26 protein-coding genes are annotated in these 23,657 nt (G+C 43.5%); all 26 read right to left on the reverse strand.

Features of this window, described 5'->3' with window-relative positions:
* Entirely contained in the window at positions 1 to 1,608 is a 1,608-nt protein-coding gene (gene fliF, locus GXP75_RS01265; protein WP_242555989.1) for a flagellar basal-body MS-ring/collar protein FliF, read from the reverse strand.
* Positions 1,609 to 1,651: 43 nt separating this feature from the next.
* Positions 1,652 to 1,972: a flagellar hook-basal body complex protein FliE gene (gene fliE, locus GXP75_RS01270; RefSeq protein WP_003328948.1), complete on the reverse strand. Its 321-nt coding sequence runs from the start codon at positions 1,970 to 1,972 to the stop codon at positions 1,652 to 1,654.
* 10 nt (positions 1,973 to 1,982) lie between these two features.
* On the reverse strand, positions 1,983 to 2,432 hold the full coding sequence (flgC, locus tag GXP75_RS01275) for a flagellar basal body rod protein FlgC (protein ID WP_061670771.1): 450 nt from the start codon (positions 2,430 to 2,432) through the stop codon (positions 1,983 to 1,985).
* The gene (gene flgB, locus GXP75_RS01280; RefSeq protein ID WP_214914588.1) at positions 2,432 to 2,821 is read right to left on the reverse strand and encodes a flagellar basal body rod protein FlgB; all 390 of its coding nucleotides are present in this window, start codon (positions 2,819 to 2,821) and stop codon (positions 2,432 to 2,434) included. The genes flgC and flgB overlap by 1 nt, the downstream gene beginning before the upstream one ends.
* Before the next feature lie 418 nt (positions 2,822 to 3,239).
* Positions 3,240 to 4,019: a GTP-sensing pleiotropic transcriptional regulator CodY gene (codY, locus tag GXP75_RS01285; RefSeq protein ID WP_003328951.1), complete on the reverse strand. Its 780-nt coding sequence runs from the start codon at positions 4,017 to 4,019 to the stop codon at positions 3,240 to 3,242.
* Positions 4,020 to 4,056: 37 nt separating this feature from the next.
* A complete protein-coding gene (gene hslU / locus GXP75_RS01290) occupies positions 4,057 to 5,469 on the reverse strand; it encodes an ATP-dependent protease ATPase subunit HslU (protein WP_268517949.1) in 1,413 nt (470 codons plus the stop codon).
* A gap of 7 nt (positions 5,470 to 5,476) precedes the next feature.
* A complete protein-coding gene (clpQ, locus tag GXP75_RS01295; protein ID WP_003328953.1) occupies positions 5,477 to 6,022 on the reverse strand; it encodes an ATP-dependent protease subunit ClpQ in 546 nt (181 codons plus the stop codon).
* Between the two features lie 13 nt (positions 6,023 to 6,035).
* Entirely contained in the window at positions 6,036 to 6,950 is a 915-nt protein-coding gene (gene xerC / locus GXP75_RS01300; protein ID WP_010788602.1) for a tyrosine recombinase XerC, read from the reverse strand.
* 66 nt (positions 6,951 to 7,016) lie between these two features.
* Positions 7,017 to 8,324 carry an FADH(2)-oxidizing methylenetetrahydrofolate--tRNA-(uracil(54)-C(5))-methyltransferase TrmFO gene (trmFO, locus tag GXP75_RS01305; protein WP_061571556.1) on the reverse strand — a complete coding sequence of 436 codons (1,308 nt, stop codon included), beginning with the start codon at positions 8,322 to 8,324 and terminating at the stop codon, positions 7,017 to 7,019.
* Positions 8,325 to 8,399: 75 nt separating this feature from the next.
* Positions 8,400 to 10,475 (reverse strand): type I DNA topoisomerase, encoded by a 2,076-nt coding sequence (gene topA / locus GXP75_RS01310; RefSeq protein ID WP_214914594.1) that lies wholly within the window; start codon positions 10,473 to 10,475, stop codon positions 8,400 to 8,402.
* A 188-nt stretch (positions 10,476 to 10,663) separates the two neighbouring features.
* Complete coding sequence (gene dprA, locus GXP75_RS01315) at positions 10,664 to 11,563, reverse strand: DNA-processing protein DprA (protein WP_214914597.1); 900 nt, start codon at positions 11,561 to 11,563, stop codon at positions 10,664 to 10,666.
* A gap of 61 nt (positions 11,564 to 11,624) precedes the next feature.
* Positions 11,625 to 12,527 (reverse strand): succinate--CoA ligase subunit alpha, encoded by a 903-nt coding sequence (sucD, locus tag GXP75_RS01320; RefSeq protein WP_003328958.1) that lies wholly within the window; start codon positions 12,525 to 12,527, stop codon positions 11,625 to 11,627.
* A gap of 28 nt (positions 12,528 to 12,555) precedes the next feature.
* Positions 12,556 to 13,713: an ADP-forming succinate--CoA ligase subunit beta gene (sucC, locus tag GXP75_RS01325; RefSeq protein WP_010788598.1), complete on the reverse strand. Its 1,158-nt coding sequence runs from the start codon at positions 13,711 to 13,713 to the stop codon at positions 12,556 to 12,558.
* Positions 13,714 to 13,886: 173 nt separating this feature from the next.
* Complete coding sequence (locus GXP75_RS01330; protein WP_003328960.1) at positions 13,887 to 14,168, reverse strand: FlhB-like flagellar biosynthesis protein; 282 nt, start codon at positions 14,166 to 14,168, stop codon at positions 13,887 to 13,889.
* Entirely contained in the window at positions 14,165 to 15,913 is a 1,749-nt protein-coding gene (locus tag GXP75_RS01335) for a hypothetical protein (RefSeq protein WP_242555990.1), read from the reverse strand. Before GXP75_RS01335 ends, GXP75_RS01330 begins: the two co-directional genes overlap by 4 nt.
* A gap of 20 nt (positions 15,914 to 15,933) precedes the next feature.
* The gene (locus tag GXP75_RS01340) at positions 15,934 to 16,701 is read right to left on the reverse strand and encodes a ribonuclease HII (RefSeq protein WP_214914603.1); all 768 of its coding nucleotides are present in this window, start codon (positions 16,699 to 16,701) and stop codon (positions 15,934 to 15,936) included.
* A 70-nt stretch (positions 16,702 to 16,771) separates the two neighbouring features.
* Complete coding sequence (gene ylqF, locus GXP75_RS01345) at positions 16,772 to 17,617, reverse strand: ribosome biogenesis GTPase YlqF (RefSeq protein ID WP_214914606.1); 846 nt, start codon at positions 17,615 to 17,617, stop codon at positions 16,772 to 16,774.
* 160 nt (positions 17,618 to 17,777) lie between these two features.
* Positions 17,778 to 18,125: a 50S ribosomal protein L19 gene (rplS, locus tag GXP75_RS01350; protein WP_003328964.1), complete on the reverse strand. Its 348-nt coding sequence runs from the start codon at positions 18,123 to 18,125 to the stop codon at positions 17,778 to 17,780.
* A gap of 138 nt (positions 18,126 to 18,263) precedes the next feature.
* Positions 18,264 to 18,995 carry a tRNA (guanosine(37)-N1)-methyltransferase TrmD gene (gene trmD, locus GXP75_RS01355; protein WP_214914608.1) on the reverse strand — a complete coding sequence of 244 codons (732 nt, stop codon included), beginning with the start codon at positions 18,993 to 18,995 and terminating at the stop codon, positions 18,264 to 18,266.
* Complete coding sequence (gene rimM, locus GXP75_RS01360; RefSeq protein ID WP_061571549.1) at positions 18,992 to 19,516, reverse strand: ribosome maturation factor RimM; 525 nt, start codon at positions 19,514 to 19,516, stop codon at positions 18,992 to 18,994. The genes trmD and rimM overlap by 4 nt, the downstream gene beginning before the upstream one ends.
* A 4-nt stretch (positions 19,517 to 19,520) precedes the next feature.
* Positions 19,521 to 19,907: a YlqD family protein gene (locus GXP75_RS01365; RefSeq protein ID WP_003328968.1), complete on the reverse strand. Its 387-nt coding sequence runs from the start codon at positions 19,905 to 19,907 to the stop codon at positions 19,521 to 19,523.
* A 129-nt stretch (positions 19,908 to 20,036) separates the two neighbouring features.
* Positions 20,037 to 20,282, reverse strand: a complete 246-nt coding sequence (locus GXP75_RS01370) for a KH domain-containing protein (RefSeq protein ID WP_010788591.1) — start codon at positions 20,280 to 20,282, stop codon at positions 20,037 to 20,039.
* A complete protein-coding gene (gene rpsP, locus GXP75_RS01375) occupies positions 20,282 to 20,554 on the reverse strand; it encodes a 30S ribosomal protein S16 (RefSeq protein ID WP_214914611.1) in 273 nt (90 codons plus the stop codon). The genes GXP75_RS01370 and rpsP overlap by 1 nt, the downstream gene beginning before the upstream one ends.
* 105 nt (positions 20,555 to 20,659) lie before the next feature.
* Positions 20,660 to 22,000: a signal recognition particle protein gene (gene ffh, locus GXP75_RS01380; protein ID WP_061571547.1), complete on the reverse strand. Its 1,341-nt coding sequence runs from the start codon at positions 21,998 to 22,000 to the stop codon at positions 20,660 to 20,662.
* 13 nt (positions 22,001 to 22,013) lie between these two features.
* Positions 22,014 to 22,346 carry a putative DNA-binding protein gene (locus GXP75_RS01385; RefSeq protein ID WP_003328972.1) on the reverse strand — a complete coding sequence of 111 codons (333 nt, stop codon included), beginning with the start codon at positions 22,344 to 22,346 and terminating at the stop codon, positions 22,014 to 22,016.
* 302 nt (positions 22,347 to 22,648) lie between these two features.
* Complete coding sequence (ftsY, locus tag GXP75_RS01390; RefSeq protein ID WP_242555991.1) at positions 22,649 to 23,638, reverse strand: signal recognition particle-docking protein FtsY; 990 nt, start codon at positions 23,636 to 23,638, stop codon at positions 22,649 to 22,651.
* Positions 23,639 to 23,657: the final 19 nt, after the last annotated feature.

A 23,657-nucleotide genomic window follows, 5' to 3' on the forward strand; every position in this document is an offset into this window, starting at 1 on the left:
CTAATCCTCTGTCAGCCAGCTGCGCAGCAGTTTCGCAAAATCTTCAGGCTTATCCTTCGCCATTTTTTCAAGCTGTTTCCGTCTGACTGTTTCTTCTGTTTCACTTTCCTCTTCATTGATATCAGGTAAATTGATTGGCTCCTGAGGCGTTTCATACGTCCATTCTTCATATTCATCCTCATTTGATCGTTTCTTCCTCACAAGCATAATGATAAGGACAATAATCGCCGCAAGCAGAACGCCTCCTGCGATGTATACCCAAATCGGCAGACCTGACGATTTTTCAGAAGCCGTATCCAAGCTCACTTTTCCATCAAACGGCTGAACGGACAGCACGATTTTATTATTGATTTCTTCATCGGTAAGCTCTTGATCTTGTGAATCCTTGTCAATAGAAGTTCTCACTACCGTTGCAAGTATCTTTTGAATATCATCCTGTCTTTCAGTTGAAAGGGATGCTGTATTTTTTGCATCAGGCGGTTCTACCATGACCTGAATCCCTAAATCTTTGACTTTGTACGGGCTTTCTGCAATCTCTTTGTGAATTCGATTGACTTCGTAATTGATTTTATTACTGCTTTTGTCATAATTTCCGTTTTCGGAATTTTCATCAGTTTGAGCATAACCGGTCGTATCTTCATCACCCGTTCCGGCTGTCCCTCCGTTAGCCGCGTTGTCACCCTGATAGGTTTCAGCTACTTTTTCCGCGCTGACCGCTATACCTTCCATGTTTTCCTTATCGACAGGCTCTACCAAATCCTCTGTGCGGTTTTCTTTTGTAAAGTCGATATCCGTTGTAACAGACACAACGACTTTATCCTGTCCCATCATTGTTCCTAACAGCATTTGAACATGCTTTTGGATATCTTTTTCAACTTGTGTTTTAATTCCCTGCTGGGAAGAATAGCTATCGGCATAGGACCCGGCATCGCCGTTGCTTTTGTCGTAGTATGTAGAATTCTGGTCCATGATGACGATGTTATCCTCTTTTAAGTTCGGCACACTCTTTGAAACCAAATGATACAAGCCGTTGACTTGGCTTTGGTCAAGCGTATAGCCAGGATTCATCTGCAAGACGATTGAAGCGGAAGCTGTTGATTGCTCCTCACCTACAAAGACAGCGTCTTTCGGCAGATTTATCATTACTTTTGAGTTTTTGATGCCTTTCATTTCGTTGATCAGGTTTGATAATTCCGTTTGTGTCGCTTCAACTTTTAACATATCAAACTCGTTGTCAGTTAATCCAAACCCGGCATTCTGTCCGAAAAAAGAATAATCTATTGAACCGGTTTTAGGAAGTCCCTCTGCAGCAAGCTGCACTTTCAGCGTGTCCACCTGCTTTTCGGGAACCTTAATCACTGTTCCGCCATCCGACAGCTCTGATGGAACTTTTTTCGCATCCAGTTCTTCTTTAATTTGGCCGGCTTCTTCTGCTGACAAATCCTTGTAAATAGGCACCATCTTCTCTGAAGAAGAAAATATGCTGATGACAGTTATAAGAATGATAATTGCGGCAAAACTGCTGATCATTAATACTTTCTGTGTTTTTGATCTATTGTTCCAAAACTCATTCGTTTTGTTTTTTAATTGCATTAGAGTACGATTCATGTTAACCCCCGGTCATTCCACTCATTCTATTCAATCAGACCCCCTACATTTGCATTCTCATGATCTCCTGGTAGGCTTCCACCGCTTTATTGCGGAATTCTGTCGCGGCAGTCAGGGAGATGCTTGCTTTTTGAGCAGCGATCATGACCTCGTCAAGATTAACATCCTTTCCCGCGGCCAGTGCGTTTGTGAAATTGTCAGATTGTACTTGGGACTCATTTAACGAACTAATAGAGTTTTTTAAAAGCTCCGAGAAGCTTGTTTGGTTTGAAGAGTCTGTTTTTTGGCTATTATTTATTTGACTAGTTACAGGTTGAGTGCTTTGTGTATTTTGAACTTGGAACGGAGAAATTGTATTAACCACATTCATCACCTTACTTTCCGATTTCTAAAGCTTTTAGCAGCATGCCCTTTGATGCATTCATTGCAGTAACGTTTGCTTCATACGATCTTGTGCTGCTTACGAGGTCAACCATTTCCTTTAAAGGGTCGACATTTGGCTTTTGCACGTAACCTTCCTCATTTGCATCTGGATTTGTCGGATCATATACCAGATTAAAGTCTGAGTCGTCTTCTGTAATCTTAGTTACCTTGACGCCGTTTCCCGCATCCCCGCTGCTCATTCTAGAATGTAGTATAGATGAAAACGACTCACCGTTTGACTGAAGAGAAACCAGCTTCCGCCTGTAAGGCACCCATTCACCATCAACCTGTTTGGCTCTTGTCGTATCCATATTTGCCAAGTTAGATGATACGACATCCATACGGACACGCTGAGCGGTTAAAGCAGAGCCAGAAACATTTAAACTTTGAAATGCAGTCATTATTTTCCTCCTGTTAACACCGTTTTCAGAGAATTGAACTTTCCGCTCATTCTTTCAACCAATGCTTGATAGTTAATTTGATTTTCTGCTAAATCTGTCATCTCTTTATCAATGTCTACATTGTTTCCGTTTTGCTGATAAGCAGTGTTCGAGTTTGCAACAATTGAACCATTCGTCCCCGCGTCCGAAAAGTCAACATGTCGATAGTCTGTTTTTACCGATTCGAGACGAGAAGATTCCTGATTCAACAAATTTTGGAAAGAGACTTTTTTGGCCTTATAGTTCGGTGTATCTATATTAGCAATATTGTTAGTTATGACTTTTTGCTTAACATTCGCTCTCCCCAAGGCATTTTCAAGATTTTGTATAGTTCCAGAAAATAAGTCCAAATCCACTTACCTCCAATTCAGTTGTTTTTTCACTAAATATCCTTGTCGAGATTTGTAAAACCATATGCTTATTGTAAGAAATAACAGGCTTAAAGTCTATGAAGTTAGGGTAAAAAAAAGTCCTCATATATATCTATTTTATAACTAGGTATTTAGTCCTAGAATATTTGAACTAGGTTTTTCCCTCTGATATAAGCCAGAAAATAGATGCTTTTCAGTGATCTCTCCTTATGTTTTCGGGCTTTTTACAAAATTCAAACTGAGATGGATTATCTCAGATAAAATAGGAAAAATCAACTTCAAACTGCAATTATTGGCAGAATGACTTTTCGCCCAGGACATTCAGCTTAAAGATTTACTGCCTGCAAAAAAAGAAGCAGAACCCTTTTTCATAGGATTCTGCCTCTTTTTTTAAAAATTAATGAGATTTTAGGTTTTCTAATTCAATCAAGAACTTGTTGTTAAGGACTTTAATATAAGTGCCCTTCATTCCGAGTGATCTCGATTCGATGACACCGGCACTTTCCAGCTTTCTGAGTGCATTGACAATCACGGAGCGGGTAATGCCGACGCGGTCTGCAATTTTACTCGCCACAAGCAGGCCTTCGTTTCCGTCAAGTTCTTCAAAGATGTGCTCAATCGCTTCAAGTTCACTGTAAGAAAGAGAACTGATCGCCATTTGAACTACAGCTTTGCTGCGTGCTTCTTCTTCAATTTCTTCTGCTTTTTCTCTGAGGATTTCCATTCCTACAACGGTCGCTCCGTATTCAGCAAGAATCAGATCATCATCCTCAAATTGATCCTGCAAGCGTGAAAGAATAAGCGTTCCAAGTCTTTCTCCGCCTCCGATAATTGGTACAATTGTTGTCAAACCAGCTTGGAACAGATCTCTGTTTTCGACTGGAAACGCTGTGTACTCACTGTTAATATCCAGATTAGAAGAAGTCTCCGGAATATTAAATAGGTTTTTTGTGTATTCTTCCGGGAACTGACGGTCTTCAAGCATTTTTTTCATACGGTCGTTCTCGATTTGCTGATTAATAGAATAACCTAACAGCTTTCCTCTGCGGCTTACGACGAAAATATTTGAATCAATAACATCCCGAAGTGTTTCCGCCATTTCTTTAAAGTTTACCGGTTTCCCTGCCGCTGCTTGAAGCATGGAATTAATAATTCTTGTTTTTTGTAATAAAGCCATAATAAATGATCCTCCTAAAATTCCTCTTATTAAATTTTCACAATATAAATTGACTTAAGTCTTTGTTATTTGCAATGGTGCCGAGCTTATCTTCAACATATTGCGGGGTAATTGTAATCTTTTCCATCGTTACATCAGGCGCTTCAAACGAGAGCTCTTCCAAAAGACGCTCAAGTATCGTGTGAAGCCTCCTTGCACCGATATTATCCGTGTCCTGGTTAACATGATAAGCTACCTCGGCAATCTTACGAATAGCTTCGTCAGAAAATTCAAGAGATATACCTTCTGTTTGCAATAAAGCTTGATATTGTTTCAGAAGGGCGTTATCAGGTTCAACCAAAATTTTCACGAAATCGTCTACAGTAAGCTTGCTCAATTCTACACGAATCGGAAAACGCCCCTGCAGCTCAGGGATCAAGTCAGACGGTTTCGCCATATGGAACGCTCCCGCTGCAATAAACAAGACATGATCGGTTTTCACTGAACCGTACTTTGTGACGACTGTAGATCCTTCGACAATTGGAAGGATATCCCGCTGAACGCCTTCTCTTGATACATCAGCAGAAGATGAAGCTCCTCCGTTTTTTGCAATTTTATCAATCTCATCAATAAAGATGATTCCGCCCTGTTCAGCTCTCAGCACTGCTTCCTGGCCGACCTCATCCATATCAATCAGTTTGCTTGCTTCTTCATTTGTCAGGACTTTTCTTGCTTCTCTGACTGTCATTTTGCGGCGTTTCTTTTTCTTCGGCATCATGCTGCTAAGGGCATCCTGCATATTCATGCCCATTTGCTCCATACCCGAGCCTTGCAGCATATCAAACATGGATGGCTGCTGTTCTTCGACTTCTACCGTGATGTAGTGGTCTTCAAGCTCTCCCAGTGCCAGCTGATGCGCCATACGTTTTCTCTTTTCTTCAATACTTGCTTCTTCCTGGCTGTCGCTCTCCTCGTCCCCATTTGGCTGATTGCCGCCAAAGAGCATCTCAAACGGATTTTTCACGCCGGATTGCTTTTTCTTTCCGGGAACCAGCAGACTGACGATGCGCTTATTGGCATTTTCTTCAGCCTGGTCTTTCACGTCGTTGATTTTTTCTTCTTTTATAAGCCGGACGGACGTTTCAACAAGGTCTCTGACCATTGACTCTACATCTCTGCCTACATATCCGACTTCAGTAAATTTTGTTGCTTCAATTTTTATAAATGGCGCACCGACGAGCTTTGCGATTCGTCTGGCGATCTCTGTTTTCCCCACTCCGGTAGGTCCCATCATCAAAATGTTCTTGGGTACGATCTCATCTTTCAGCTTTTCATCCAGAAGACTTCGTCTATAGCGGTTTCTTAATGCCACGGCGACAGCTTTTTTTGCATCATGCTGTCCGACAATGTACTGATCTAACCGATCTACAATTTGTCTTGGTGTTAACGGTTTTTTTTCCATGTGCTTCAAGTCCTTTCTATTCAAGTTCTTCCAGTATGATTTGATCGTTCGTATATACACAAATCTCGCCCGCAGTTTCTAGTGCTGCCTGAGCAATCTCTCTTGCAGACAGGCTTTCGCCCGCATGCTTTTTCAATGCTCTTCCCGCGGCAAGAGCGTAATTACCGCCGGAACCGATCGCCAAAATACCGTCATCCGGCTCAATCACTTCACCCGTTCCAGATACAAGAAGCAAGGTATCTTGATTCATTACAATCAGCATGGCCTCCAGTTTGCGAAGAACTTTATCACTGCGCCATTCTTTTGCAAGCTCCACGGAAGCGCGTTTCAGATTCCCATTGTATTCCTCAAGCTTTGCCTCAAACATCTCAAAGAGGGTGAAAGCGTCTGCAACAGATCCCGCAAAACCTGCAAGAACCTTGCCGTTGAACAGCTTCCTTACTTTTCTCGCCGTATGTTTCATGACAACGGCCTGACCAAATGTAACCTGTCCGTCACCGGACATTGCGCTTTTTCCATTGTGCTGTACGGCAAATATCGTAGTCGCATGAAAAGATGACATTAGAGGGCCTCCTTTATTTTTCCTTAAAAGCTCTTGGGTGGTGAGACATATATGTGTTTCTCAACATTTCCTTCGATACATGCGTATATATCTGTGTTGACGACAGGTTGGAGTGCCCGAGTAACTCTTGGACGCTTCTTAAATCTGCGCCTTCATTTAACAGATGAGTGGCAAATGTATGACGAAGCATATGCGGATGTATATGTAAAGTGCCGGACGCCTTTTTCACAAGCCCGCTTAAAATATATCTGACACCGCGGACTGTAAGCGGCCCGCCTCTTTGATTCACAAATAAAACATCATGAGATTCCTTCGCCTTTTCAAGCAGGCGCTGCCTTCCGCTGTTTACATATAGCTCCAGCGCTTCATGGGCATAAGACCCAAAGGGAATATAACGCTGCTTTTTCCCTTTTCCGTGAACGAGAACTGTGTCCATAAATAAATCAACCCCGTCCACAGTTAAGGAGCTGCATTCACTGACCCTCATACCAGTCGCATAGAGGAGCTCTAATAATGCCTGATCCCGCTGGCCGGTCGGCAGGCTTGTGTCTGAAACCGCAAATAGCTCTTCAAGCTCTTTTTGGTAAAGAAATTTCGGTATCCGTTTCTCTTGTTTCGGCAGATGGACAAGCTGAAACGGATTTTCCTCAACAAGCTTTTCTCTCATCAAAAATTTGTAAAAGCTTCTCAAAGCCGAGATTTTTTTGCTGATCGTTCTTCTTGATAATCCTTTTTCATAGGCTTCTGTCAAAAAAATTCTTGTATCATGATAAGCAGCTTCTTCAAATCCATTTATTCTTTGAACACGCAAGAATGTCTCAAATTCTTCGATTGAATCAACATAATTCACAATAGTATATTGTGAATAATTTTTTTCGATTTGTAAATATTCAACGAATAACTTTAAAAAATTCTTAACATTTTCCATGATAATACCTCCCCAGGAAGGGCTTTTAAATGGTATCACATAACGCGTTCAAGTTGCAACGAATACCTATATCGTTTTCGAAATAGTTTGAATAGTCTCAATTGCCCGTTTCGCATACTCTTCATTGCGTTCTTTCTTATTTTTAATTCTAACAGGCAATTCTTTTAAAAGCCCAAAATTTGCATTCATCGGCTGGAAGTTCTTTTGGTTGGTCGTTGTAATATAGTGTGCCATACTGCCGATCGCTGTTTCCTGCGGGAATGTCACAAGTTCCTGTTCCAAAACGAGTTTTGCAGCATTAATGCCGGCCACAAGACCTGATGCCGCTGATTCGACATAGCCTTCTACACCAGTCATCTGGCCCGCGAAGAATAAATCGCTGCGGTTCTTAAACTGATAGGTAGGCTCTAGGAGGCTCGGTGAGTTAATGAATGTATTTCTGTGCATTACGCCGTATCTGACAATTTCCACATTTTCAAGTCCCGGGATTAATTTCAGCACTTCCTTTTGGTCGCCCCATTTTAAATGTGTCTGAAATCCTACAATATTGTAAAGAGTGCCTGCTGCATCATCCTGTCTGAGCTGAACGACTGCGTAAGGCCGTTTTCCCGTTTCCGGGTGCTCCAGTCCGACCGGTTTCATCGGTCCGAACAGCATCGTTTTTTTGCCTCTTTTGGCCATTACTTCTATCGGCATGCATCCTTCAAAGAAAATCTCTTTTTCAAACTCTTTCAATGGAACGGTCTCTGCCGTCGTCAAAGCTTCATAGAAACGGTCAAACTCTTCTTCTGTCATCGGGCAGTTTAAATAGGCCGCTTCCCCTTTGTCATAACGGGATTTAAGATACACCTTATCCATATCAAGGCTGTCTTTTTCAAGAATAGGCGCAGCCGCATCGTAAAAGTATAAATACTCCTCGCCCGTAAGCTCTTTCAATTGTGCGGACAGCGCTTCAGAAGTTAACGGCCCTGTCGCAATAATAGTAGGTCCTGCAGGTATTTCAGTTACTTCTTCATTCATTACCGTCACGTTCGGATGGTTTTTCACCCGATTTGTTACGCTTGCCGCGAATTCATGACGGTCCACGGCTAGAGCGCCGCCGGCTGGTACTGAACACTCATCGGCCGCAGCGATAATCGCTGAATCGAGCGCCCGCATTTCTTCTTTTAACACACCGACAGCATTAGCCAGCGTATTGGAGCGTAAAGAGTTGCTGCACACCAGCTCTGCAAATTTATCTGTATGGTGTGCAGCCGTTTGTTTCACTGGACGCATTTCATATAGTTTCACCTGGATGCCGCGCTTAGCCAGCTGCCATGCCGCTTCACTTCCGGCAAGCCCCGCCCCTATGACGTTTACTGTATGTTGGTTCATCTTTTCACATCTCCTAGTTTATTATTCAAGTTCTTCTTTTAACACACAAAGAAGGTGAGCAAGACCTGCTCACCGCTACTTTTGTGGTTCTTCCTTATAATCGCATTCCACGCATTGAACTTGTATGCCTTTTTTGAGTTTTTTCTCAACAAGCATTTTTCCGCATTTCGGACATTTTCGTTCAATTGGTTTATCCCATGATACAAAGTCGCATTGTGGATAACGGTCACAGCCGTAAAAAACCCGTTTCTTTTTCGATTTTCGTTCAACAATATTTCCTTCTTCACACTTAGGACACTTCACTCCGATTTGTTTAACAATCGGTTTTGTGTTTCGGCAGTCAGGGAAGTTTGAGCAGGCTAAAAATTTACCGTAGCGACCCATTTTATATACCATAGGTGAAGAGCATAGTTCACAATCTTCGCCGGCATATTCGGGCTCAATCTCAACTTCTTTCATTTCAGCTTCTGCTTTTTTAACCCGTTTTTCAAAGTCGGTATAGAAGCTGTCAATGATTTGCACCCACTCGGTGTTGCCGTCTTCAACATTATCGAGGTCTTGTTCCATTCTCGCCGTAAACTCTACGTTTATGATTTCAGGGAAAAATTCCATGATGAGCTCAAGAACAATCTGCCCAAGTTCAGTCGGCACAAACCGTTTGTTATCCAATCCGACATAACCGCGTCGCTGGATTGTGTCAAGCGTCGGAGCGTAGGTAGACGGACGGCCGATGCCTAATTCTTCAAGCGTTTTGACTAAGCGGGCCTCAGTGTATCGCGGAGGCGGCTGAGTAAAATGCTGTTCGGGTTCGATATCTTTAGATAAGACCGTGTCCCCTTCCTGTAAATCAGGCAGCATGCGGTCTTTTTCTTCAAGCTGATCGTCTTTTCCTTCTACATAGACCTTCATAAACCCGGAAAACTTGACCTTACTCCCGGTTGCCCGAAATGTCAATCCGTTGTTTTCAAGATCAACGCTCATTGTATCCAATACGGCAGATGCCATTTGACTGGCGACAAAGCGTTCCCAGATTAATTTATACAGTCTGAGCTGATCTCTGCCAAGAACAGTTTTTAATTCATTCGGCTTCCGGAGAATAGAAGTGGGCCGGATTGCTTCGTGGGCATCCTGGGCATTTTCATTCTTTTTCGCCGGTTTGCGCTTTCCGCCTAAAAACTCTTTTCCGTACGTCTGGTCAATAAAGGCTGCCGCTTCTTCCACGGCTGTGTTAGAGATACGGGTTGAATCCGTTCTCATATACGTAATCAGCCCGACCGTTCCTTCTTTGCCAAGATCAATTCCTTCATATAATTGCTGTGCAATCATCATCGTTTTCTTGGCTCTGAAATTGAGTTTGCGCGCTGCTTCCTGCTGTAGGGTGGAAGTAGTAAACGGCAGGGCAGGATTGCGCTTCCGTTCCTTTTTGGTCACTTTCTCAACTGTATATTTGTTGCCTTTAAGCTGAGAAAGAATTTCTTTCACGTCTGCTTCGCTTTTCAGAGGATGCTTTTTGCCGCCTTTACCGAAGAAGCTTGCTTCAAATGTTTCTTGCCCCTTTAAGAAAGAGCCGTCAATCGTCCAATACTCTTCAGGCTTAAATTCATTGATTTCTTTTTCACGGTCAATGATTAAACGAAGTGCAACGGATTGCACCCGGCCCGCACTGAGTCCTTTTTTGACTTTTTTCCATAAAATCGGGCTGATTTTGTATCCGACCAGCCTGTCTAGAATTCTTCTCGCCTGCTGAGCATCAACAAGGTCCATATTAATCATCCGGGGATGCTTAAATGACTCCTTAATAGCGTCCTTGGTGATCTCGTTAAAAACTACCCGGCAATCGGAGTTGAGGTCCAGATCAAGACTGTGGGCTAGATGCCATGCAATCGCTTCCCCTTCTCTGTCGGGGTCAGCCGCGAGATAGACTTTCTTAGCTTTTTTGGCAGCCGTTTTTAATTCTTTTAAAACAGGCCCTTTTCCTCGTATCGTTATATATTTGGGTTCAAAGTTTTGTTCTATGTCAACGCCCATTTGGCTTTTAGGCAGATCCCGGACATGTCCCATTGAAGCTTTGACTTTGTATTTCTTACCTAAATAACGTTCAATCGTTTTCGCCTTAGCGGGCGATTCTACGATGACTAGATAATCAGACATTTTCATCCCCCTCAAGAGGTGTTCTCTCTCTTTTCAAGTATATTTCATTTCATTTTTGAAGCTGCCTTTATATGGCTTTCAATATTTCATTCTTTATCGTGAACGTCATTTTAAACATGAAAAACAATATGCAACTTTAAATCCTCACTATTATTAAATATTACAATACGGTTTGTCAAACGATATTTCTAAAAGGGTTCCGTATATTGAACGTTTCCTTCCGATAACTCACTGTAAATATCCTCAGCGGACTGTACAGATTTCGCCCCTTCTTGAATGAGTTTTATAGGTCCTCCGGAGTATGGATCAAATATAGAACCGGGCACGGCAAACACCTCCCTGCCCTGGTCAAGCGCTTGATAGGCAGTGATTAACGAACCGCTTTTTTCTTTGCCTTGCACTACCACTATGCCTTCGGACAATCCGCTTATTAAACGGTTTCTCATGGGAAAATGCCATTTTCGGGGTTTTGTTTCCGGTGGATGTTCTGACAGCAGCAAATGATACTTCGCCATGTATTCTGCTAACTGCTGATTTTCTCGGGGATATATATGATGAAAACCGCCTGCTATGACACCGATTGTATACCCTTTTGCCCTGATGCAGGCTCTATGGGACAAACCGTCTATTCCGGCCGCGAGTCCGCTGACAATGATCCACTGGTTGCCTGCAAGCTCTTTTGTAAGATGAAAAACTGCTTTTTTGCCATATTCGGTAGGATTTCGCGTACCTACCATTCCAATTTTCCGGCCTTTTATAAGCAGGTTCTCATTCCCTTTGGCAAACAAAACGGGAGGCGGATCATAGATCGTTTTCAGCCATGACGGGTATTGATGTGAAGTGATCGGAATGACTTTGATACCTCGCCGTTGATAGTCAGACAGCTGTTCTTGAAGCTTATCATATTCTTTCTCTATTTGAGTTTTAAGTGCGGCGGCTTTTATTTTACCGGAAGTGATGGCGTGTATTGGGTGCGGGTCAGTCTTAAAAGAAAGAGACGGATCAGCCTTCCACCATTTTAATAGAAGAGACGGGGATAATAAACGGTTGATGCTGCAAATGAGTAAACAGGCAGACGCCTGGTCCAAACCAACAACCTCCTTTTGGCATAAAAAGCAGGAACAGCCTTAACAGCTGTCCCCTTTGTTATTAGTGAGTTTTACAAGTTTCAAATAAACCTTTTTCTTTTAGAACCTTGATGAGCGTTTCTCCCATGACGGAAGGCGTTTCCGCAACTTCGATTCCGCAGGCATTCAGCGTTTTAATCTTTTCATCCGCTGTTCCTTTTCCGCCGGAAATGATCGCGCCGGCATGTCCCATGCGTTTTCCCGGAGGTGCGGTTTTTCCGCCGATAAATCCGACAACAGGTTTAGTCATATTAGCTTTTACCCATTCTGCCGCTTCCTCTTCAGCTGTTCCGCCGATTTCGCCGATCATAATCACAGCGTGGGTCTCAGGGTCTTCGTTAAATGCTTTTAAGACATCAATGAAATTCGTTCCATTAACCGGGTCGCCCCCGATTCCGACAGCTGTAGACTGTCCTACACCCGCTTCTGAAAGCTGATGAACCGCTTCATATGTTAATGTTCCAGAGCGAGAGACAACGCCTACATGGCCTTTTTTATGGATATATCCAGGCATGATGCCGATTTTACATTCTTCAGGTGTAATGACGCCCGGACAGTTTGGTCCTATTAATCTTGTTTTCTTTCCTTCCATAAAGCGTTTCACTTTCACCATATCTAATACCGGAATATGCTCGGTAATACAAATGACAAGATCAAGCTCAGCATCAACGGCTTCCATGATTGCATCAGCAGCGAACGCCGCAGGCACATAAATAACAGATGCGTTGGCACCAGTCGTGTGGACAGCATCAGCCACTGTATTGAACACAGGCACTCCTTCTGCTTCAGTTCCGCCTTTTCCAGGTGTTACACCGCCTACAATGTTTGTTCCGTATTCAAGCATTTGCTTCGTATGAAACAAAGCGGTAGAACCTGTAATCCCTTGTACAATAACTCTTGTATCTTTATTTACAAATACACTCATTATTTGGTCCCCTGCCTTTCATGCTTTCCTATACTAAAGATACGATTTTCTGCGCCCCGTCAGCCATAGACTCCGCAGATGTAATATTCAAACCTGATTCACTAAGGATTTTCTTCCCTAGATCTACGTTTGTGCCTTCAAGACGGACGACAAGCGGCAATGTTAAACCGACTTGTTTCGTCGCTTCAACAACCCCTTCCGCAATGACGTCACATTTCATAATGCCTCCGAAAATGTTGACAAAAATTCCTTTTACATTTTGGTCGGAAAGAATGATTTTGAATGCTTCCGTTACTTTTTCAGCAGTTGCGCCGCCTCCCACGTCAAGGAAGTTGGCAGGATCTCCGCCGTAATGTTTAATGATATCCATTGTGGACATCGCAAGGCCGGCGCCGTTTACCATGCAGCCGATATTTCCATCCAGAGAAATGTAGCTTAAATCGTATTTAGAAGCTTCAATTTCCTTTGGATCCTCTTCGTCCAAATCTCTATATTCCATAATATCTTTTTGTCTATATAGTGCATTGCTGTCAAAGTTTAATTTCGCATCAAGCGCCATTACTTTTCCGTCGCCTGTCACAACAAGCGGATTAATTTCAGCAATTGAACAGTCTTTCTCTACAAATGCTTTATATAACCCCAGCATAAATTTAGCAGCTTGTCCGACAAGCTCCTTTGGTATATTAATAGAAAATGCGATTTCTCTCGCTTGATAGCCTTGCAGTCCGACAGCCGGATCAATAACGACTTTCTTGATTTTTTCCGGTGTTTTCTCTGCTACTTCTTCAATCTCCGTTCCGCCTTCTTCAGACGCCATCAGTACGATTCTTGAAGTAGCGCGGTCAAGCACGAGACCGACATAGTATTCCTTCTTAATGTCGCATCCTTCTTCAATAAGTAAGCGTTTTATTACTTGGCCGTCCGGACCTGTTTGATGCGTAACGAGCGTCTTCCCTAACAGCTCCTCGGCATACGCTTTTACTTCTTCTTTTGATTTCGCAATCTTTACCCCGCCAGCTTTGCCTCGACCGCCAGCATGAATTTGCGCCTTTACGACATAAACCGAGCTTGATAAGCCCTCCGCTCTTTCAACTGCTTCTTCTGCTGTAAAAGCCACTTTACCTTCAGGAACAGACACTCCGTATTTTCTGAGGACTTCTTTTCCCTGGTATTCATGGATATTCATTTCCCATCCTCCTAACTTATGTAACAAAACTAAAAATAGACTGCGCTTTCATTCTATATAATACTGGAAGGATTGTCTAGAGTTCGATGCAAAATCGTAAAATCCTTCTAAACATTCAAACTTTTATTTTACTGAAAATATAAATTTAAATGGAGTATGGGGAATATTTCTGGTTACTTTTTATTTTTTACACTTTCATCCAGCTTGTAAACAAAAGAAAATATTTCGGCTACAGTTTCATAAAGCGCTTCCGGAATCTGATCATCCACTGTCAAATGTCGCATTAATTCGACAAGGGTCCGATCTTCCTGAATCGGTACCCCTGCTTTTTTCGCTTCTGCTATAATGTTTTCCGCAATGTGTCCTCTGCCTGTCGCTATGACCTTCGGCGCTTTATCCTTCTGCTCGTCATAATGCAGAGCTACGGCTTTTCTTAACGGCGTCTGTTCTTTCATATTCTCACATCCAGTTCTTGTTCGCTGCTGTTCGTTATATATCGTTCGATGTGAATGTCTGCTGCTGAGTGAACCCTTTTTTTCGCCACAACACCTGACAGGCTGTATCCCATTTCTTTCAGGGATTGTTTCAAATCTGGCACCATCGGATCAATCGCAGACTGCAGATCAAATTCGGTTTCTATCGAAATTGTCATAACATTTTGCTGAACAAAGCAATCAACAACAGTCTCTTTTAATGATTCAAGATTCAGTAAAAAAAGGAGCCGGCAATGAGAAGGATCTAGCTTTCCATCGGGTTCTTTTTGTCCTTTAAAAAGAACAGTCATATCCTGGACACTGTTTTTTGAAAACATAGGAAATGACATGACAATCTGGCTGTAGGACGAGTGATCCTGCTGAATGAAGAGCTGTCCGTTTAATTTATGAAAAAGCTGATCAGCCTCCCTCTTGACAGGCTCAGAAAGCTCATTAGACGTTCGTGCGGCATGGAGCGTCAGTTTTAAAGATTGGAGTTCATCACGCTGCATGTCTGCCCCTTGTTCAAATGCTTTAATAAAAGCCAATTCGTCACGGGCGCCCAGTCCCTGTCTGATTTTTGACAAGAAGGAAAGAACATCTGTTTTGCTGGACAAGCTTGGTTCCGCTTGTTTCACCGCCTCAACGAAAACGTCGGCTTCTTGATCTGTGACTTGCGCCGCTTGCATAACAGACGGCACGGTTCCTGTTTTCGTATTTTCCTGTGAAAGCACCGCCTTAATCCAAGCCGCCGCTTCTTTTAGCACATGGCTGCCGTTTTTTTCAGCTTGAACAGACATTTTTTCAAGGAGCAGCCGCGGGATTTCAGGTATATCCTCTTCCGCCTCGGCACTTTGCATGCCCTTTTGCTGCGGCATGCTTTCAGAAACGGTATTAGGCTTTATCGTGCCTTGTATTTGTTCCGGCGCTGACCGCCGGCCGCTGACATGCCCTTCAGTATCATTGACGGATTTCATCGCTTTCTCCCCGCCGAATCCCTCATTTTCCGCTTGTGAGCCGAGCATTCGGACCAGACGTTCTGCATGTATGTCGCTTTCCGCGTCAAAAAGCGCCGTGACAGCCTGTTTTAACTTCATCAGCGCTTCTGTCGGCTGAGAATCTTGATTGATTGCGTGAAGTAACCGTGACAGCTGCTGATTCATTGAAACTGGTGATTTGAATGCATGAAGGGCGTTTAGCACGCCCTCATGGACAGGGAGATCACGCTTGAGGGTAAATAAAATGGTTTCAATCGCTTTTTTTGTTTCTGCGGGCGGCAGCGTTTCCATCCATTGAACAGCTGCTTTGATATCGTTTTCTGTTATCGGCTGATTGCTTTTCAGCATAGCGCTGGTCATTAATAGAGATGTATTGGACGGTTTAATTGAAATGGCGCTTAAGAGCTTTCCTGCCGCTTCCTGAACTGTTGCCGGATTTTGATCAAAACGTTGGACGACTTGGAGCCTGCCCATTTGTTCTGCTGGTTTTTTATCATAAGAAAACCAATAATACGCTTGAGGGCGAAGCTTTGTCTCAAGCTTCCCCTGTATGGTTTGGTCCCCTACCTGGATCAGCGCATGCTCATCCCCCGTGAGACGGAGCACTTTCCCTAAAAGAAGCCTCTGAATGCCGCTTGACTCTTCAGTTGGATTTGAGTCCTGCAGTGAAGCGGCTGTGCCCGCAAACAGGCTTCTCAGCGCCGTATGTATATCGTTGCGCATGTTCATTTATAAAGCGCCCCCCTTGCTTAACAGTAAGTTTGAACAGGAGCGAAAGTTCTTCGGTGAATGTCCGTCGGCCCATATGCAGCGAGTGCTTCCAGATGCTCTTTTGTCCCGTAGCCTTTGTGCTTTTCAAACCCGTACATCGGATAGGTTTTGGCATACTCGCTCATCATTCTGTCTCTGGTTACTTTGGCTACACAAGCCCCGGCTGCGATAGAAACGCTTTTTGCATCCCCTTTTATAATGGAAGACTGAGGTATGTCAAGGGGCAGCGTCATCGCGTCCACAAGCAGATAATCAGGTGCGCCGGACAGTTCGCGGACTGCTTTGACCATTGCCAGCTTTGACGCTTCGTATATATTGATTTCATCAATGACAGAAGCTTCGATAATGCCTATTCCGACACCAAGCGCTTCGTTCATAATACGTTCATAATATTCTTCGCGTTTTTTTTCTGAAAGCTTTTTCGAATCTGTCAATCCAAGTATTTCACATTCCGCGGGCAGGATAACGGCGCTTGCCACAACCGGCCCCGCCAGCGGCCCTCTGCCTACTTCGTCAATTCCTGCAATTATACGGAAGCCTTTGTTTCTTGCCAGGCGTTCACAGTGAGTCATACTCTCCCATTGTTCTTTTAATGCTTTTTCCTTCGCATTCTTTTTCAGCCATTGTTCTACGAGCGTTTGTACACTTTTCCTCTGGTCTTTTTCACACTCGGCAAGAAATGGGTCCCGTTCGTCTTTCACCTCTTGCAGCCGGTCTTTAATGTCCTTTACTGTCAATGTATTCACTTTCTCTTCTCCCTTACTATATGTATCGGTGCGGCAATGAAAAAATAAAGACCCGCATCTCTGCGCGCCTTTATGATGGCTGTTCGAAAGACAGCCTGCCGAACTTCTCTGTACGAATGTCCCGGATGATGACTTCTGTGGTTTTATCATAGTTAATAAGCCCGCCGCTCATCAGGCAGCCGCGTTTTTCTCCGATTGCGTCAAACAGCTCCGCAATATCCTCGGGTATCGCTTCAAGCCCGTAACGCTCTTTCAGACGGTCCGGATAATGTTCTTCCAAGAAACGCAGTCCAAATACGGCGACGTCCTGCAGGTTGATGATAGAGTCCTTAATCGCCCCGGTTATAGCCAGTCTGAGACCTACAAGTTCGTCTTCGAATTTTGGCCACAAAATCCCCGGTGTATCTAACAGCTCCAGTTCTTTGCCGACCTTTACCCATTGCTGGGATGTCGTGATACCCGGCCTATCTCCTGTTTTTGCAATATTTTTCTTCGCCAGCCTGTTAATGAGCGTTGATTTCCCGACGTTTGGGATGCCGATAATTAAAGCCCGGATGGCTCTCGGCTTAACGCCTTTCGCTTTTCTCTTATCGATTTTTTCCTGCAATAATTCCTTCGAAGAAGGCACGATTTGGTTTAAGCCTTGTCCATTCACTGAATTAATTGACAGTGACGGAATGCCTTGCTTTTCAAAATGCTCTTTCCATTGCTTTGTGACGGCTGCATCGGCTTTATCGGCTTTATTTAACAGCATAATGCGCGGTTTATTTTTTAAGATTTCTTCAATCATCGGATTTCTTGATGACATCGGGATTCTGGCGTCCACCAGCTCATATACAATATCAATCAGTTTTAATTTTTCGGTTACTTCCCGTCTTGCTTTTGCCATATGGCCTGGAAACCACTGAATGGTCATGTGACACTAACACCTGCCTTATCTAGTAAGAAGACACTCTCTTCTTCTGGGTCATTTCTGGCTGTCTCTTATGTATTTTACGATGCCTGTCCGGCTTTTTCAAATGCAGTCATAAAAAAAGAGCTTGTTAGCAGTAACAAGCTCTTTTCGTTCGTTATCATTATCGTCTGATTTCTTTAATACGAGCCGCTTTTCCGCGAAGTTCACGTAGGTAATAAAGCTTAGCACGACGTACTTTACCGTAGCGTACAACTTCGATTTTAGCGATTTTTGGGGTGTGTACAGGGAATGTACGTTCAACGCCAACACCGTAAGAAATCTTACGAACTGTGAAAGTTTCGCTGATTCCACCACCACGACGCTTAATCACAACACCTTCGAAGATCTGGATACGCTCACGGTTACCCTCAACAACTTTTACGTGTACACGTAAAGTGTCACCAGGACGGAACGCAGGAAGATCTGTGCGCAATTGTTCTTTTGTGATATCTTGAATTAATTGTTGCATCGTTTTCAACTCCTTCCAACAGATGCTCTTGACCATAAAAACCGGCACAGCGGAACATCGTTTTCAAGCTTAGGCGGATAAGCCCGCTTAAGCCACAAGTAGTATCTTACCACAACTCAACTGTCTGTGCAATACTATCTATTCTTTTTCCCACTCAGAAATCCAATTTCTTTCTTGCTCTGTGAGCGGATACTGTTCAAGCAGATCAGGACGCCGCAAAAAGGTTCTTTTCACTGATTCTTTTTTTCGCCATTCTTTAATCTTCGCATGGTTTCCTGACAGAAGCGTCTCAGGGACCTTAAGGCCATTATAGTCTGCGGGCCTTGTGTAATGAGGGTGCTCTAAGAGTCCCGTGCTGAAGGAATCCTCAAGATGGGACTCTTCTTTCCCAAGCACTCCCGGCAGCAGTCTCACGACACTGTCTGCAATCATCATGGCCGGCAGCTCTCCGCCTGTCAGCACGAAATCGCCGATTGATATTTCGTCTGTCACAAGATGTTCTCTGATTCTCTCATCATAGCCTTCATAATGGCCGCAAATGAACATCAGATGTTCTTCTTCCGCCAGCTCCTCTGCTTTTTTCTGATTAAAGCGTTCGCCTTGAGGGCAGACGAGGATAATGCGGGGAGAAGCTTTTGATTTCGCCGTAAGCTCTTCTACTGCGTCAAACACGGGCTGAGGCTTCAGAACCATGCCCGCCCCTCCGCCGTAAGGATAGTCATCCACTGTTTTATGCTTGTTATCAGAAAAGGCGCGGAAATTGACGACATCAAATTCAACGGCGTTTTTCTCCTGTGCTTTTTGCAAAATAGAGGAACCCAGCACTCCTTCAAACATGTCGGGGAAAAGGGTTAAAAAATCAATTTTCATTCGTCTATTAATCCTTCCATCAAATGAATTTGAATTTTCTTTTCCGTCACGTCAATATCCTTTACAATCGATTCAATGTAAGGAATCAGTGCATCTTTTTGGCCTTCTCGCTCGACAACCCACACATCATTTGCTCCGGGAGTTAATATCTCCCTGATGACTCCGATTCTCTCGCCGTCTTCTGTGTACACTTCACAGCCGATAATTTCATGGAAGTAATATTCGCCTGCATCAAGCTCTCCTAAGTCTTCTTCCGGAACTTTGATGATTGCGTTCTTTAATTCTTCCACATCATTCAGGGACGGTCTTTCTTTAAACTGAAGAAGGTGAAATTGTTTATGAAGCCGGTGCGTTTGAACTGTGACTTGCACAGGCTCTTTGCTGCCGCTCATAAACAAATAGAGGGTCTTGCCGGGCTTGTACCGCTCTTCGGCAAAATCGGTTTTGGAAATGACCCGCACTTCGCCTTTAATTCCGTGAGTATTTACTATCTTGCCCACGTTAAACCATCGCTTTGCCATATCATCACCTCGGGCGAATTTCGATTACCACTCCGTCTTTAATGACGATGGTATTTGCTGCTGTTTTCTCGTGCCAGTTATCGCCGACATCAATGGATAACAGCGCGTCGATTTCCTTTTCTTTCACTTCGCTTCCAAGCGGCAATGTGTGCGCTTGGTTGATTTGGAAATCGATCATTTTGATTTTGTCCTGCCTTTTTTCTATCGCTTTTTTAAATTGTTCTGTGACATCAGGGTTAAGATGATCTTTTTCATGTTTTCTAAGCTGGAAATAGAGCTGGTTGCATTCTCGTTCAAGCGATTGTTTTTTTTCTTCAAAAGAGGCCACAAGCTTCTCTTTACTGTGCTCGGTTAAGACTTGCATGACGGTTACACGGTGAATAATCTGCATGGCACCAAGCTCCCTACTTTCAAAACATTTTTCCTGACGAAAGGCGGTTTGACCTATTTATCATGTCTCTCTTTTAACTGTTTACCCATTTTTTCGTGTAAAAAAAGGGGAGGTGCCGGCCCTCTCCCTTTAGTCAAATATCTCAAGTTGAACTTTCTTAGAAGACCGAGCGCCAGCTGCAAACACAACTGTTCGAATCGCTTTTGCAGTCCGGCCTTGCTTTCCGATAATTTTACCGGTATCTGATTTATTAACAGATAAGCGAAGCGCAATCTTTTGATCAGTTTCTTCTCTTATGACCCGAATGTCTTCCGGATGGTCAACAAGCGGAGCCACAATCGTCACAATCAAATCTTCCAAGTGTTGATCAGTCATTACTTGCCTTGTTTAGCGTTGTGGAATTTTTCCATGATTCCTTGGTTAGAGAACAAGTTACGAACTGTGTCAGAAGGTTTAGCTCCAGTTTGAAGCCATTTAAGAGCAAGCTCTTCATCAATTTTCACTTCTGCTGGTTTTAGAACCGGGTTGTAAGTTCCGACTGTTTCGATGAAACGGCCGTCACGTGGTGAACGAGAATCTGCTACAACAATACGATAGAAAGGAGATCTTTTTGATCCCATACGTTTTAAACGAATTTTTACTGCCATTTTACTAGCACCTCCGAAAATATTTCAACAAGATAGTATATTAACAATGATAAAAGTGTTTGTAAAGTGTTTTTTCTTAACAATGGTTTTATCATGTATAACCGATTACATAAAAGGTAATTTAAATCCCTTTTTCTTTCCTTTTGACATGTTGGTCATCTGCTTCATCATTTTTTTCATTTCTTCAAACTGCTTCAGCAGACGGTTGACTTCCTGTACGGATGTCCCGCTTCCTTTTGCAATCCGCTTACGCCGGCTTGAATTGATGAGATCCGGCTGTTCTTTTTCAAGAACAGTCATTGATTTAATGATGGCTTCAACGTGATTCAGCTGCTTTTCATCCACCTGAATGTTCTTTAAGCCCTTCATTTTCCCCGCGCCGGGCATCATTTGCAGAAGCTCATCAAGAGGCCCCATGTTGCGAACCTGTCCGAGCTGCTCCAGAAAATCATCGAGTGTGAAACTCATCGTCCTCATTTTTTGTTCCAGCTCTTTTGCTTTGTCTTCATCGACACTTGCCTGAGCTTTTTCAATTAATGTCAGAACGTCGCCCATTCCGAGAATTCGGGATGCCATTCGCTCAGGGTGGAAAGCTTCAAGCGCGTCAAGCTTTTCTCCTAAGCCGGCAAATTTAATCGGCGTATTCGTAACCGCCCGAATGGAAAGGGCTGCCCCTCCGCGCGTGTCACCGTCAAGCTTCGTTAAAACAACACCCGTTAAACCGAGCTGTTCGTTAAAGCTTTTGGCCACATTTACGGCGTCTTGACCAGTCATTGAGTCGACGACAAGGAAGATTTCCTCCGGGTTCGCGATTTCTTTTACATTTGCCAATTCATCCATGAGTTCATGGTCAATGTGCAAACGGCCAGCGGTATCCAAAATGACATAATCATAATGTTCTTCCTTGGCTTTTTCAATGGCCTGTTTGGCAATTTCAACCGGACTTACCTGGTCGCCAAGAGAAAAAACAGGCATATCAAGCTGTTTACCGAGTGTCTCCAGCTGCTTGATCGCAGCGGGACGGTAAATATCAGCGGCAACCAGAAGCGGTTTGCGGTTATGCTTTTTACGGAGCAGATTCGCAAGCTTCCCGGTGGTTGTCGTTTTACCCGCCCCTTGAAGACCCACCATCATAATGACGGTAGGCGGCCGCTTCGCTACGGCGATTTTGCTTTCTTCTCCGCCCATCAGCTCGGTTAATTCCTCTTTTACAACCTTAATAACCTGCTGGCCGGGCGTCAGGCTTTTCATGACGTCTTGGCCGACGGCTCTTTCACTCACTTTTTTCACAAAGTCCTTAACCACTTTAAAGTTAACGTCAGCCTCAAGAAGCGCAAGCCGAACTTCACGCATCATTTCTTTTACATCTTGTTCGGTGACTTTACCTTTTCCACGGATTTTGGAAATCGTCTGCTGCAGTCGGTCGGCTAATCCTTCAAATGCCATTGTTTGCCGCCTCCTAATCTAATTTCTCAAGCGCTTCGATAAGAGCTTCAACGTCTTCCTTTTCTTTAACGTCGGACGTGAGCTCCTTCAGCTTATGAAAGATCTCTTTACGCTCCTGAAACTTTTTCAGCAGGAGCAGCTTTTCTTCATATTGTTCAAGCATTGCTTCTGTACGTTTAATATTGTCATAAACGGCTTGTCTGGACACGTCATATTCTTCGGCTATTTCGCCAAGGGAGAAATCGTCCAAGTAATAAAGCGACATATAGCTCTTCTGTTTGGACGTTAACAACGACTGATAAAAATCAAACAGATAGTTCATTCTCGTTGTTTTTTCGAGCGACATCATGAGCTCTCCCCTTTGTTAAGTCAAATCCCTTTACGAAAACTTAGTTTACATGGTTTTATATCAACTGTCAAGTTTTTATCTTGTCAAAGGAAAATACCTATTTTCACAAATTGATTTGATCATATTCATAAAAAAGAACTTGATGCTGATATATGTAAGGAAAGGCAAAATTCTAGGGGTTTACATGAGTAAAAACGCACAATCAGACTGCCGGAAATCGTTTTCCTACTGCGATATGGTTCCCTTTAAAGTTTATAGTGAAAGATAAAAAAACCGGGGAAAACCCCCGGTTTTTTTGATTATTCTTCGGCATTTTCAACTAAGTCTGAAAAGAGTCCGTATACGTATGATTCCGGATCGAATTGCTGGAGATCATCAACTTTTTCTCCGAGGCCGACCAGTTTTACAGGGATATGAAGCTCGTTGCGGATCGCAAGAACAATTCCGCCTTTTGCCGTTCCGTCGAGTTTGGTTAAGGCAATTCCTGTTACATTGGTTGCTTTTGAGAATTCTTTCGCCTGAGCCATCGCATTTTGTCCGGTTGTTGCGTCAAGGGCAAGCAGCACCTCGTGAGGCGCTTCGGGAACCTCCCTTTCAATCACGCGTTTTACCTTTTCAAGCTCCTTCATCAAGTTCACTTTATTTTGAAGTCGGCCGGCTGTATCACAAATGAGCACATCGGCTTCCCGCGCTTTCGCAGCGTGGACAGCGTCATATATAACAGCCGCAGGGTCGCTCCCGGCAGCCTGCTTAATAACGGGCACTCCTGTCCGTTCTCCCCATACTTCCAGCTGTTCGATAGCGCCAGCTCTGAATGTATCTCCAGCTGCAAGTACGACAGATTTGCCTTCTTCTTTCAGCTTATGCGCAAGCTTGCCGATCGTTGTCGTTTTTCCCACTCCGTTTACACCGACTAAGAGAATGACATTCAAACGTCCTGCTTGAATATTCAAGTCAGAAACCTGCTCATCTCCGCTGTTATAAATCTCAACCAATTTCTCGGAAATAACAGATTGTACCTCCTGAGGATCTTGGATATTTCTCGTTTTGACTTCTTTTTTCAGCTCATCAATCAGTTCCATGACTGTCGTAAAGCCTACATCCGCACTGATCAGCACTTCTTCAAGCTCTTCAAAGAAATCTTCATCCACTTTGCGGTAGCGTGACACGAGATCATTTACTTTATCTTGAAAGGAATTCCTTGTTTTCTCCAATCCCTCTTTAAATTTTTCAGATACGGAGTCTGTCTGTTTTGTGATTTTCTCTTTTAATTTTTTAAAAAAGCTCATCTTTCAACCTCTTTCCTCG

The sequence above is a fragment of the Bacillus sp. HU-1818 genome, from assembly GCF_022695965.1.
Classification (GTDB): Bacteria; Bacillota; Bacilli; order Bacillales; family Bacillaceae; genus Bacillus; species Bacillus atrophaeus.